Annotated in this window: 9 protein-coding genes; 7 read left to right on the forward strand and 2 right to left on the reverse strand. The window is 34.0% G+C overall.

The genetic code is table 11. From position 1 onward, the window contains the following. Positions 1-201: 201 nt before the first annotated feature. The gene (topB, locus tag AC3WTA_RS16990) at positions 202-2,346 is read left to right on the forward strand and encodes a DNA topoisomerase III (protein WP_492332940.1); all 2,145 of its coding nucleotides are present in this window, start codon (positions 202-204) and stop codon (positions 2,344-2,346) included. A 561-nt stretch (positions 2,347-2,907) separates the two neighbouring features. Here the strand turns inward: topB and alr are convergent. Next, positions 2,908-4,023 carry an alanine racemase gene (alr, locus tag AC3WTA_RS16995; RefSeq protein ID WP_000286224.1) on the reverse strand — a complete coding sequence of 372 codons (1,116 nt, stop codon included), beginning with the start codon at positions 4,021-4,023 and terminating at the stop codon, positions 2,908-2,910. A 1,321-nt stretch (positions 4,024-5,344) separates the two neighbouring features. On the opposite strand from alr, the gene AC3WTA_RS17000 reads away from it, so the two are divergent. After that, positions 5,345-6,592, forward strand: a complete 1,248-nt coding sequence (locus AC3WTA_RS17000) for a DUF4153 domain-containing protein (RefSeq protein WP_492332941.1) — start codon at positions 5,345-5,347, stop codon at positions 6,590-6,592. 123 nt (positions 6,593-6,715) lie between these two features. Here the strand turns inward: AC3WTA_RS17000 and AC3WTA_RS17005 are convergent, their stop codons facing one another. After that, positions 6,716-7,681, reverse strand: coding sequence for an arsenic resistance protein (locus tag AC3WTA_RS17005; RefSeq protein WP_000103800.1), 966 nt, complete (start codon positions 7,679-7,681; stop codon positions 6,716-6,718). A 294-nt stretch (positions 7,682-7,975) separates the two neighbouring features. Between AC3WTA_RS17005 and AC3WTA_RS17010 the strand changes: the two genes are divergently transcribed. The 5 genes from AC3WTA_RS17010 to AC3WTA_RS17030 all read left to right on the forward strand — a co-directional run bounded on the left by AC3WTA_RS17010 (position 7,976) and on the right by AC3WTA_RS17030 (position 13,454). Further along, positions 7,976-8,668 (forward strand): FMN-dependent NADH-azoreductase, encoded by a 693-nt coding sequence (locus AC3WTA_RS17010; protein WP_000522525.1) that lies wholly within the window; start codon positions 7,976-7,978, stop codon positions 8,666-8,668. Positions 8,669-8,903: 235 nt separating this feature from the next. Continuing rightward, on the forward strand, positions 8,904-10,259 hold the full coding sequence (gene brnQ, locus AC3WTA_RS17015; RefSeq protein ID WP_001284769.1) for a branched-chain amino acid transport system II carrier protein: 1,356 nt from the start codon (positions 8,904-8,906) through the stop codon (positions 10,257-10,259). 83 nt (positions 10,260-10,342) lie between these two features. Beyond that, complete coding sequence (locus AC3WTA_RS17020; protein WP_000750864.1) at positions 10,343-10,762, forward strand: VOC family protein; 420 nt, start codon at positions 10,343-10,345, stop codon at positions 10,760-10,762. Between the two features lie 332 nt (positions 10,763-11,094). Beyond that, positions 11,095-12,744, forward strand: coding sequence for a copper resistance CopC/CopD family protein (locus tag AC3WTA_RS17025; RefSeq protein ID WP_070168706.1), 1,650 nt, complete (start codon positions 11,095-11,097; stop codon positions 12,742-12,744). 89 nt (positions 12,745-12,833) lie between these two features. Next, entirely contained in the window at positions 12,834-13,454 is a 621-nt protein-coding gene (locus AC3WTA_RS17030; protein ID WP_000821375.1) for a YcnI family copper-binding membrane protein, read from the forward strand. The last annotated feature ends 100 nt before the right edge of the window (positions 13,455-13,554 follow it).

The following is a 13,554-nucleotide window of genomic DNA, read 5'->3' on the forward strand; positions in this document are numbered from 1 at the left end:
GCCTTTTTAATTATGAGCATGTGAATGTAAGAGTTAAATGAAGAGTTTCTATTGTGAAGCCATAAAGAATAAGCGTATAATATTATAGGTCTCCCATTTGCGAGACAAACCGCGAATGATAAATAAGATTGTTGTTTTATCATCGCTTCTAAACAGATAGACAATGAAAGTAACACTGGAATACAGATAGGGAGTTATAAAATGAAATTAATTATTGCCGAGAAACCAGATCAAGGTTTGGCTCTTGTTTCACAATTTAAATATCGCCGAAAAGATGGATATTTAGAAGTAGAAGCGAATGAGTTATTTCCAAATGGAGCGTACTGTACATGGGCAATTGGTCATTTGACGCAGTTATGTAATCCAGAGCATTATCACGCAGAGTGGAAAAAATGGTCACTTAATACGTTACCAATGATTCCTGAACGTTTTCAATTTGAAGTAACAAAGTCAAAGTATAAGCAATTTAATGTTGTGAAACAGCTGTTACATAATCCTCAGGTAACAGAAATTATTCACGCGGGCGATGCTGGGCGTGAAGGGGAATTGATCGTACGAAACATTATTAATCTTTGTAACGTGCAAAAGCCGATGAAGCGTCTTTGGATTTCTTCTTTAACGAAACAAGCTATATACCAAGGATTTAAAAATTTATTAGATGAAGCAGATACAATTAATACGTACTATGAGGCGTATACAAGGTCATGTGCGGACTGGGTCGTTGGTATGAATGCATCGCGTGTCTTTAGTATTTTGCTAAAGAAAAAAGGAATGAACGATGTATTTTCAGCTGGTCGTGTACAAACACCGACACTCGCATTAATTGTAAAGCGTGAAAAAGAAATAGAGAACTTTAAGTCTGAGCCGTTTTGGGAAGTGTTCGCAACCTTTAATATAGAAGGAAAGAAGTATGAGGGGAAATGGGAGAAGGATAGTGAATCCCGCTTACAAGACCCTGATATGGCAAATAAAATTGCAGCATTTTGCCAAGGGAAACCGGCCGTAGTAAAAGAAATGAAAACGGAGCGTAAAGAGTTTCAGCCGCCGTTTTTATTTAATTTATCAGCACTGCAAGCGACAGCTAATAAAGCTTTTAAATTTTCACCGAAAAAGACGCTTGATATAACACAAGCACTATATCAAAAAGGAATAGTTTCTTATCCTCGTTCGGATTCTAACTATGTTACACAAGGAGAAGCAGCGACGTTCCCTGATATTTTACAGAAGTTAAGTCAGTTTGATGAATATAAAGGTTTATTACCAGCTCCAGTTGAATCGATTATGAATAATAAGCGTTATGTGAATGAAAAAAAAGTGACAGATCATTACGCTATTATTCCGACAGAGCAAGTTACAAATCCAAGCAAACTATCAGGTGATGAAAAGAAAATTTACGATATGATCGTAAGAAGACTGATTGCGGCGCATTATGAAGTAGCAATCTTTGACTACACAACGATTACAACTTTTGTAGATGAACGTGCTGAATTCATTTCAAAAGGAAAACAGCAAATTCAAGAAGGTTGGCGTAAAGTTATTTTCCAAGACGATAAAGATGACGAAACAACTCTTCCAATTGTCGCAGAAGGGGAACAAGGAAAAGTTGTAAAGGTGAAAGTGAAAGAAGGAAAAACACAGCCGCCGAAGCGTTATACAGAAGGACAACTTATTACGTTAATGAAAACGGCCGGTAAGTATTTAGAGAATGAAGAGCTGGAGAAAGTATTAAAGAAAACAGAAGGTTTAGGTACTGAGGCAACGCGTGCAGGTATTATTACGATGCTGAAAGACCGTAAATATATAGATGTGCAGAAAAATCAAGTGTACGCAACCGATAAAGGGAAAGTATTAATTACCGCAATCGGTGATAAAATACTAGCTTCACCAGAAATGACAGCGAAATGGGAGCAGCGCCTTGCGGAAATTGGTGAAGGCACAGCATCACCAGCTACATTTATGGAGCAAACGAAAAAGCTATCAGCTAAAATTATTGAAGATGCAGTGGAAATGTATGAGAAATGGGATTTCACTGGACTACATGTTGAATCGATTGAACGAAAAGGATCGAAATTTACAACAGGGAAAAAGGTTGGTAGCTGTAAAAAATGTGATGGCGATGTGATTGATAAGTCAACGTTTTACGGTTGTTCTAACTACAACACGACACAATGTGATTTTACCATTTCGAAGAAAATATTAAGCAAAACAATTTCGCAAAAGAATATGACAAAGCTTTTAAAAGGTGAGAAGACCGATTTAATTAAAGGCTTTAAAAAGGGCGAGAAAATATTTGATGCGAAGTTAGAGTGGAAAGATAATAAGATGAATTTTGTGTTTGAGAATTAAGTGGTGTCAATAAATAAAAAAGTTCTTTCTTGAGTAAAAGCTTCTGTAACAGACTAGGTTTGAAAAAATATTTATAGAAAAGAAAAAGCATGACAAATTTATGTCATGCTTTTTCTACAATTAGTCAAGCTATATTTATCTGGAACATCTGGGTATGAAGGTGCATTGTATATGGTGGAAACAATTTTCCACCATATTAATTTAATATAGCTTGGTCCAATTGAAGTGTCCAAAAGGAAAAATTAATTAGACTGGGGAACAATTAACTAGGCTAGAGAAAAATCAGAAGGAAATAATTTTCCGTTAATTCTGTTAAAATTCTGATTTGAACATTAAATAAAATCTCATGAATAGAAGGCTTGATTTCAAAATAAATTATATGAATGGGAGTGTTGTAAATTAGGTAGAAGTATAAATATTAACAAAGAACATGTTTTGAATAAAGCTACGTATTTATTCTGGAAAAAGGGTTATGACGCTACATCCATTTCATATCTTTTCAACATAGTGACCTAATACATAACAATTGAGATAATTATAATGAATACTGTCTTTAGCTGGTTATTTGTAAATTCTAGGAACTCTCTGACCCAAGTTACAAGCAACTTCATACGATATGGTTCCTAACATATTTGCCACTTCATCTAATGATATGAAATAATCCCCTTGACCTCCATAAACTACCACTTCATCACCAATATTTACATCCTTAATATCAGTAACATCAATCATACAAAAATCCATACATATTCTACCAAAAACAGGAGCTATTTGTCCGTGTATAAGGACATAAGCCGTTCCAGATAATCGCCTCGAATACCCATCTGCATAACCAATTGGAATAGTTGCAATAATTGCTTTATCTCTTTCAATGCTAGTTGCTCCATATGATACGCCATCCCCCTTCTCAAGTGTCTGGATATAGATGACTTTGGTTTTTAACTGCATTGCTTGTTTAAGATTAACTTTTGTTTTATTCACCTCTTTAGATGGATAAAGGCCATACATAGAAATACCAATACGAACCATATCGTAGGTCATATCTGGCATTTCTATTGTTGCAGCACTATTGGCAATATGAAATATGGGAATAGAAACTTTTTGTTTCTCCAATTCTTCCAATAACCTTCTCCATCGGTTCTTTTGCTTTTCTGCATACCGTATGTCGGCTTCATCTGCGGTAGCAAAATGCGAGTACACTCCTTCTAGATACAGCCCATCCATTTTTGACACGATATGGATAAAATCACTTGCTCCTTCTGCTTGAAGTCCCAATCGTCCCATTCCTGTATCGACTTTGACGTGAACCTTTGCCTTTTTTCCTAAGATTTGCCCAGAATTTGATAAAGCTTCTGCATGTTCCATATCAAAAATTGATTGTGTTAAATCCCAATAAACAACATGATTCGATGCTGATGGAGGTGTGTATCCAAGTATAAGTATAGGTGCCTGAATATCTGATTTTCGTAGTTTAATAGCTTCTTCTAAACTGGCCACCGCTAGATAATCCACTCCACTATTAATCGCTTTTTGGGAAACCTCGACAGCACCGTGCCCATAACCATTCGCTTTTACGGTGGCCATTATTATTGTTGAGTTAGGTATTATTTTTCGAAATTCACTAATATTATGTGAAATGTTACTAAGGCTAATTTCAGTCCATATTGGTCTATACATCATTTCCCCCCACTTTAGGTGAATTTTCAATGATCGTTTCAAGTAGCTCATTAAACGGATTGCCCACTGATTGTGAACTTTTTAAGAGCAGACTTTTTTTCGTCTTCCTAGGGAATTAATTAACTTCCAACACATAAGGGAGACTATACAGGACGGCCGTCTGTAAGCTTAAAGGCGTTAAACATTATATTCATACCATTGCTAAAATTTTTACATACCTGCACTAATCCAAAAAGGTCCACACAATAAGTATTTTTACGGTCTTATGGTAGGGTGTGGACCCACCATAATAGATGGTAGCTAGAAAATATGATGGTGGGTCATCCCCCTTTAGATTAATTAAATTCAAATAAATTGTATAAGGAGTTATTCTATTAAATGGCCCAATTGTTAAATAACATGACCAGCATTTTTTAAACAACTTTATTATGTTTTAAAAGAATTTATTGTAAATTAAAAATTTTTTTATCTCTGGACATTTTCATTTACTCTTACATTTTGAAACTTTGAGTTTTGTTCTTCATCTTAAATATGTGTTAGAAAATAAATTTAGTAATAAAAGAGCTACTATTGCTAAAATAAAAATGTTAACGAGCCTATATCAAGGGTTGAAACCAGAAGTAGCGAAATACTTAGAAGAAAAAGTCTACTTTCATAATAAATAAATTTCTAATGTGGTAAATAAAATGTGATTATTTTAAAAGATACTGATTCATAAAAGAGTAGTAAAAAGCAAATCGAAGTTGCTGTTATCTTATTTAAAGTGGATGAAAATATATAAAGGAAGATTAGATATTTTAGGATTGCTTAGAGTTTATTTTTGGCTAGGAAACTTATATATTTATCATTACTATTTCGTGAGTCATAAGGTACATTTTACAATTTACAGGTGAAAAAATATTCCTTTATAGGTGAAGGTACTTTTTATGTCAGGTATTTTAATTTTAAAAAACTATGAAGCATAAAAATTCGGAAGAAAAAGTTCTTTACTTTGGGACAAGTGGTTTCAACAAATAAAAAAGTATGCCAATTAAACTGTACCCTATAGAGTAGACACTGAAAAAATCTATTTTATAGGGAACTTCTTTTATATAAAGGGAAAATAAGGAATTAGAAAATGGAAATAAGCAATTAAGAGAACAACCAAAAGTAGCTTACATTAATGTTTGTGGAAGTATGCAATGAAAATATCGTAAAAAATAATAAAAATTTATTGTAAAACGATAAATTTTATATTAAAATCAAAAACATAATAAATAAGTGTGGTGCTTTTTATAGAAAAGGTAACAACGTTATTTTTAAAATTAGAGGAGGTATAAATATGGACATTAACAATTTGATTATTGAAAATATGGATAACCCTCATGAGTTGGAGAGAATGTATAGAAAAGACCCGAAAGCTTTTAAAAAGTCATTCTCACAAGCATGGGATGAAAACCCTGATTCTCAGCTTCTAGCTGCTTGGTATGAAAGATTGAATTTCAAGGAGACGGCAAATAAAGAAAAAATATCGCTGTTTCAAAAAGGTTTCTTATTCATGGGCATGTTAGCTATTCTAGCTGGGCTAAGCACTAGAATCATTTTCCACTTTGTCGAGCAGGAAGCAATTGCTCCAATTAACTTGGCTTTTGGTGTAATTCCCTTTATTGCTGCTTATTTTATTTACAATAATACTCCGAAAAAAAGTATTATTTATTTCCTTGCAGCGTTGTTCTTAATTGCCGGGTTGTATCTTAATATGTTGCCATTAAATTATAAAGACAGCAGTATCCTTGCGTATTTACATCTTCCTATATTGTTATGGGTCTTATTGGGACTTGCGTTTACAGGAAATGAATATTCAAAAGGCAGTACAAGATTAGCGTATATTAAATTTAATTTAGAATATTGTCTTCTCTACGCGAGTATGGCAGTGAGCGGAATGGTACTAGCAGTATTCACGATGAAGTTATTTAGCTTCGTTGACTTGGATATAGGAGAATTCTATTTTAGTAATGTTGTTTTATTTGGTGCTGCGGCTCTCGCTATTGTGGCTACATACTTAGTATCAATGAACCTTAAACTTGCTAAAAATATTACACCATATATAGCTAAAATTTTTAGTCCGCTTGTACTGATTACATTGTTGATCTATCTTATAAAGGTTATATGGAGTGGAAAAAATCCATTCTTGGACCGCAATTTCCTAATGGCGTTCAATGGAATACTTCTTGGTGTATTGGCCGTTACCATATTTTCTATTGTTGAAAGTGACTCAGACGAGAAAAAGAGCATTTCAGATTATATAAATTTTGCCTTAATTGTTCTGGCGCTTATTATTGACACTGTCGCATTATCAGCCATCGTATTCAGACTTTCTTCTTACGGGATTACACCTAATAGACTTGCTGTTTTAGGCATAAACATACTGATTTGGGCAAATCTCATTTGGATTATGTTTTCCTATATGCGTTTTCTACAAAACAAATCAGGACCGACAGCTATCCAAGATGCTGTTACGAAGTATTTGCCAATCTACGGACTTTGGGCCGCTTTTGTTATATTTACTTTTCCTATAATTTTTAATTAGATAGGCTTTGTTAATGTAACGACAAGCTAATTTTCTATAACGTATAAAATCCTTAGAGCCGATAATTATCGTTACTTCTATAATTTCTCAACAATAAAAAACGTCCCAAATTTGGACGTTTTTTTATGTATATTGCTGCTTTTTCTTAATAAGTAATAACACTTGTGATACACAAGCTAGTACAGGTAGTTCTATTAATGGCCCAATAACTAATGCGAGAGCAATAAGAGGCTCATCTGGAAAAGCTGTTACAGCAATAGCAAGTGCAACAGGTGAGTTTCTTGCTAATGTTGTTAAGTTTAAACTTACTGTATCTTTATAAGATAAACGCATCATGCTTCCGATAAATTGTCCGAGTACGAAATTAATGATGAAGAATAATAGAACAGGAATGAGTAATAGTAAAACGACATTCATATTTTGTAGTAAATATTTACCTTGTGATGCAAACATCGCTACGATTGCTAAACTTAAAAATACAATTTGAGCAGAGCTGAAAAACGGAATGAGACTATTCTCGAGTGTTTCAGCTTTTTTCAGTTTATTCATAATGAATTTTGTAGCGTGTGCAAGTATAAATGGTAAGACGATTACGATAACAATACTTTCTACTAAAACAGAAACAGATACAGTCTTCATGACACCAGCAAATAAAAATAAATAAATGGGAAGGAGTAGTACTTGCAAAATTAAATTTACAGGCAAAATGGCAGTAGAAAGTGCTACATTTCCTTTCGCTATTTCAGTAAAGATTAAGTACCAATCTGTACATGGAGTAACCATTAACATAATAAATCCAACCCAAAGTGCTGGGTGATCTGAAAGAAATAGTGCACCTAATCCCCAAGCGAGTAAAGGTGTCCATACAAAATTAATAGTAAGGCTCGTTCCAGCGAATTTTAAATTGCGGAATCCATTTTTTATTTCTTTCAATGGAATGCTGAGAAATAATCCATACAGCATGAAAAATAAGAAGGGGACAATAAATTGCTCTGAATACATATGTATCAAATTAAATTGTCCGAGTACGATGCCGCATGTAACAGCAAAAAGAATAATAAAAGTTTGAATCTTTTCTATAGTGCTCATGAGTAAATCCTTTCTAAATATGAATTGCCCTCTCTACATCCATTATACAAACAATAAAGTTACAATGGGTGTATGAATTGTATTGTGGTCATTATTTTTAATTTGAGATATTATTTTTTATTTAAAGTTACTTGACTAAAGTAAGTCACTGTATTACAATCACTTACATAAGGTAATTAAATAACAAAAAGTTTTTTGTGTTTTTACTTAAGGTATCTATTGGAACTTTTTACTAGAATAAGAATTTTTATGATGATGAATAATGAATATGATAAGAAAGTTTAGGTGAAGAAAGTGGGACTATTTAGCTCATTATTTGGTAAAAAAGAAGAAAATACAAAAGTAGAGGGGAATAAAACAATGTCAAAAGTATTATTTGTAAAAGCAAACGATCGTCCGGCGGAGCAAGCAGTTAGTTCAAGAATGTATGAAACATTTGTAAGTGCTTATAAAGAAGCGAACCCAAATACAGAAATTACGGAGTTAGATTTATTCGCATTAGATCTTCCGTATTACGGAAATATCGCTATTTCAGGTGGATATAAACGTAGTCAAGGAATGGAGTTAACAGCAGAAGAAGAGAAGGCTGTAGCTAAGGTAGATCAATATTTAAATCAGTTTTTAGAAGCTGATAAAGTTGTATTTGCGTTCCCACTATGGAACTTCACAGTGCCAGCACCATTAATCACATATATTTCATACTTATCTCAAGCTGGAAAAACATTTAAATATACAGCAAATGGCCCAGTAGGTTTAGCTGGTGATAAGAAAGTCGTTGTATTAGGTGCGCGTGGTTCGGATTATTCTTCAGAACAAATGGCTCCTATGGAAATGGCAGTTAATTATGTAACGAATGTGCTTGGGTTCTGGGGAATTACAAATCCAGAAACTGTTGTAATTGAAGGGCACAATCAATATCCAGATCGTTCACAACAAATTGTTGAAGAAGGTTTAGAGAACGTTAAGAAAGTAGCGGCAAAATTTTAATTGATAGTAAATGTAAAAAACCAACATGGATGACCATGTTGGTTTTTTAGTCTATTTCTATGTTAAAAAATGTATATTTATAAAATAAATGAAAAGTTTGAAAATAGTATTGCAAAATATTATATGACAAACTATAATAAATTCAAGAATAGTTGATAGTTGAATTAAATATTCAGAAAATTCAATTAGTTAAAAATGGAAAATGAGATAAGGAAATTTGAATGGGGGTTATATTATGGCGAATAAAGTACCGTTTTCGTTCATAGTAGTTATTGGATTAATGTTATTTGCACTATTTTTTGGAGCAGGAAATTTAATATTCCCGGCAATGCTCGGTCAATCGGCAGGAGAGAATGTATGGATTGCTAACGCTGGATTTTTAGTAACGGGTGTTGGATTACCACTACTAGGTGTACTGGCATTTGGTTTTTCGGGTAAAGATGATTTACAGTCACTAGCAAGTCGTGCTCACCCAGTATTCGGGATTGTGTTTACAACAGTTTTATACTTAGCGATTGGCCCGTTATTTGCAATACCAAGAACAGGAAATGTATCTTATGAAATTGGTCTTAAACCGTTTATGCCAGAAGGATTAGGTTCTACACCTTTAATTCTTTTCACAATTGTATTCTTTAGCATCACTTGTTTTTTTTCGCTAAATCCTGCGAAAATTGTCGATATTGTTGGAAAAATCTTAACGCCAATTAAGTTAACTTTCATTGGTATTTTAGTAATCGTTGCTTTTATACATCCGATTGGAGATATGCAAGCACCAGTGGAAGCTTATACATCACATGCATTCTTTAAAGGATTTCAAGAAGGATACTTAACAATGGACACGCTTGCATCATTCGTATTTGGAATCATCATCATTAATGCAATTAAAGAAAAAGGTGCAAAAACGAAAACACAGATTATGATCGTTTGTGCAAAAGCGACAATCATTGCAGCATCTATTTTAGCAATTATCTATACAGCTCTTTCTTATATGGGTGCTTCAAGTGTTGCAAAGCTTGGACATTTAGAGAACGGTGGAGAAGTATTAGCGAAAGTTTCTAACTACTATTTCGGATCATATGGTGGAGTATTATTAGGGTTAATGATTACAGTAGCGTGTTTAACAACTAGTGTGGGACTTGTATCAGCATGTTCTTCATTCTTCCATAAGTTATTCCCAAATGTTCCTTACAAAGCGATTGCCATCACGCTATGTGTATTTAGTGCAATTGTTGCAAACGTAGGATTAACACAATTAATCGCAGTTTCTGTTCCAGTACTAACAGCAATTTATCCACTAGCAATCGTATTGATTTTCTTAACATTCTTCCATTCATTATTCAAAGGAAGAGCTGAAGTTTATCAAGTGAGCTTAATCGTAACATTTATCATCAGCTTATTCGATGGATTAAGTGCAGCTGGAGTTAACATTGAAGTAGTAAGCCGAGTGTTCACTAAATTCCTTCCGATGCAAGAAGTAGGATTAGGATGGATCTTCCCAGCAATTATCGGTGGATTTATCGGATATGGTATTAGCGTTTTAAAAGCAAAAAATCAAGTTCAACCAGCTAGTGCGAATAAGAAAATAGGTTAAATAAAAAAGTTATAGAACTTGTTTCTATAACTTTTTTTGTTACTATTAATAATGAAAGAAAATAAAGTAGTAGGGGAAATAAAATGAAAAAAACAATTGATCATATCGGCATCGCAGTTCGAGATATAGAAAGTACGATACATTTTTATGAAAAGGTGTTGTTAGGAACTTTAATAGATCGTTACGTAAGTGAAGCTCCTGGTGTGGAAAGCGAAGTAGCCATTCTTGAAGTGGATGGAGATAGAATTGAATTACTTGCGCCTACGAATAATACGACATCTCCAATTGCCCGATTTATAAAGCAAAAAGGTAAAGGTGTTCATCACGTTGCGTATCGTGTCGATGATTTAGATGTAGCTTTAGAAGAGTTAAAAGAACAAGGTATTCGAACGTTAGAGCATACACTTCGAATTAATAAGCACGGTAGAAGATTAATATATCTTAACCCAGCGGATACAGAGGGAACAATCATTGAGTATTGTGATTATCCAGAAGAGAAGTAAAGAAATTTTATGATGGAAGAAGGGTATTGCGTAATAACGTAATACCTTTTTCATTTATGTATTTCACACTTCTTTCACAAATGATTCACGATAACTTTTCTTCTTTAGGAACTTACATAAATATATTTTATGATATAATAACAATCGACTTTAAAAATGTAAGTTGTATCTATGAAGGTAGTTACTATTGTATTGGAAGTTAAGAGGTGAGAGAGAAATAAAAAGTTACACTGTATAGAAATTTATATTTAATCAGGTTAATATTTCGTCGAAGAATGAAACTTGGGAAGTTTAAGGAATGAAAAGATAGTGATGAGGAAGAAAGAAGTGAAATGATTGTGAAAGTAATGAGAAGGTTAGGGGCATGGCTATTAATTGCGTGTGTACTTATCATATTGATACCAAAAAGTGCATCTGCTCATGCGTACATTGTGAAATCAAACCCTGCTGAAAATGAAACGTTGAAGAAAGCACCATCTGTAGTGAAAATTGAATTTGATGAGGATATACAAGTTTCGCATTTTAATACATTGTTTGTAAGAGATACCTCAGGTACAAGAGTAGATTTAAAAGATGCTCATATCGATAAGAAAAACAAAAAAATATTAGAAGTAGGCTTAAAAGAAAACTTGAAAAACGGGCTTTACTCTATTCAGTGGAAAGTGATTTCTGCTGACGGGCATCCTATTCAAGGAGTTATTCCGTTCCGAATTGGGTCAGAGGAAGCGGGAGCAGACGATATACAAGTAGAAGAGATGGGGTATGTCCCGCAAATAGATATGATTATGGAACGTGGAGTTTTATATACAAGTTTCTCACTATTTATAGGCGTGCTATTCTTTAATCTTATTATGTATAAAGGGAATGCAACCTCGGTTCGATCAAGGAGTAAGAACATAATATGGATCTCATTATTGGGTATATTGATTAGCTTATTATTCAATCTACCATTGCAAGCGAAAATAAATGCTGATGTTTCATGGTTAGAAGCATTCGATCCGTTACTATTAAAAGAAACATTACAGCTTTCTGTTTTTGGATATGTATGGATTACTCAAATGGTTCTTATTAGTTCGCTTATAATTGTTACGTATTTTGCGATGAAGTGTGAGAAGCTGTCGTCGTTTAAAGTATGGAGCATTCCAATACTATTGTTTATCGGGATACTTGTTATGAAAGCCTTTAATAGTCACGCATTTGGTTTAAAGTTTAAAGAGATTGCGGTCGTTATGGACTTTCTACATTTATTCGCAGCTTCGTTATGGATTGGTGGTCTATCATCTATTGTTCTTCTTTTACGTAAAGAGGATGATAAGTGGAGTATGTATTGGGATATGATTAAGCGCTTTTCACCGTGGGCAACAGGTGCTGTCATCGTAATTTTAATAACAGGTCTTTTTAACAGTACATTCTTTATACCAACAATACACTCGTTATTTGATACGAAGTATGGATTAGTTTTATTAGCAAAGATACTTTTATTCATTTTCATGGGGATATTGGGAATTGTTCATTATGTGAAAGGGAAAATGAGAGCGGAGCAAGGTTTAGGCGCTACGGTGAAAGTAGAGTTTATCATAGGAATTATCATTTTCGTAATCGTAGCTTTTATGACAAACGTACAAACACCGCCGATGCCTCCAACTGGACCTTTTACAGAGAGTAAGCAATTAGATAATGGATATGAACTTACTTTACATGTAAGTCCTAATAAAGTAGGACAAAATACATTCCATATTACTTTAAAGGATGAGAACGGACAACCTGTTACTGATATGGAGCAAATTATTTTAACCACGCAATCATTGGATATGAATATGGGGAAGGGTTCATTTAAAGTTTCGGCCGTGTCACCAGGAGAATATGAAGCGGAAGGTATGTATATTAACATGACAGGAAACTGGAATATACAAGTGCACGGATTAACAAAATCTCTTGATAGTTTTGATACGGATTATAAATTTATTGTAGGCGGCAGATAAAGTGAAACTTTAATCAGCCCTCATCAATCGGGTTATCCGGCGAATAGCGGGATAAAGAGAAGGTATAGATAAAAAGGAGCTAATAGAAAATGAAACGTATAAAAAAATTTGGCACAACAATGATCGCAACAATAATTGCAATGGGGATTTTTTCGTTACCTGTTAGTGCGCACGTCACTGTGAAACCAGAAGCTTCGGACGTTAATTCTTGGGAGACTTACACGATAAAAGTACCAGTTGAGAAGAATCTAGCAACGACAAAAGTTACATTGAAAATACCGTCTGGAGTAGAGTTCCAACAGTATGAACCAGTGCCAGGATGGAAAGTGGAAGAGCAGAAAGATAATGCCGGAAAAGTTAAAACTGTAGTATGGGAAGCAACAGGAGAAGGGATTTTACCCGGTCAGTTCCAGCGATTTACTTTCGTCGCTAAAAATCCGGATAAAGAACAAAAAATAGCTTGGGATGCATATCAACAATATAAAGACGGAGAAATTGTTGAATGGACAGGCGATGAAAAAGCTGAAAAACCACATTCACTTACTACAATTGCAAAAGGTACGTCATTAACAGGAGAACATGGTGAAGTATCTAGTGTAGAAAAGAATGAAGGTACTAGTAATATGCAATTGATAGCAATTGTTTTATCTATTTTGGCGATTGTATCTTCGGTAGGTGCGTGTGTTTTTGTAGTACGTCGTAAAAAGTAAGATATAAGAAAGAGCCTACAAACTGCAGTGACCCCTGTCAAGTAGACAGTATTAAAAAAGCGCAACTAAGCAACCTGAGTTCTATATTTATATGGACTCA

The organism is Bacillus sp. EB106-07-01-XG149, assembly GCF_058791555.1.

Coding starts and splice junctions, on each gene's coding strand:
- brnQ (WP_001284769.1), top strand. CDS start 8,904: ATGGCGAATAAAGTACCGTTTTCGTTCATAGTAGTTATTGGATTAATG.
- alr (WP_000286224.1), bottom strand. CDS start 4,023: ATGTATAGACCAATATGGACTGAAATTAGCCTTAGTAACATTTCACAT.
- AC3WTA_RS17025 (WP_070168706.1), top strand. CDS start 11,095: ATGATTGTGAAAGTAATGAGAAGGTTAGGGGCATGGCTATTAATTGCG.
- AC3WTA_RS17005 (WP_000103800.1), bottom strand. CDS start 7,681: ATGAGCACTATAGAAAAGATTCAAACTTTTATTATTCTTTTTGCTGTT.
- AC3WTA_RS17020 (WP_000750864.1), top strand. CDS start 10,343: ATGAAAAAAACAATTGATCATATCGGCATCGCAGTTCGAGATATAGAA.
- AC3WTA_RS17030 (WP_000821375.1), top strand. CDS start 12,834: ATGAAACGTATAAAAAAATTTGGCACAACAATGATCGCAACAATAATT.
- topB (WP_492332940.1), top strand. CDS start 202: ATGAAATTAATTATTGCCGAGAAACCAGATCAAGGTTTGGCTCTTGTT.
- AC3WTA_RS17000 (WP_492332941.1), top strand. CDS start 5,345: ATGGACATTAACAATTTGATTATTGAAAATATGGATAACCCTCATGAG.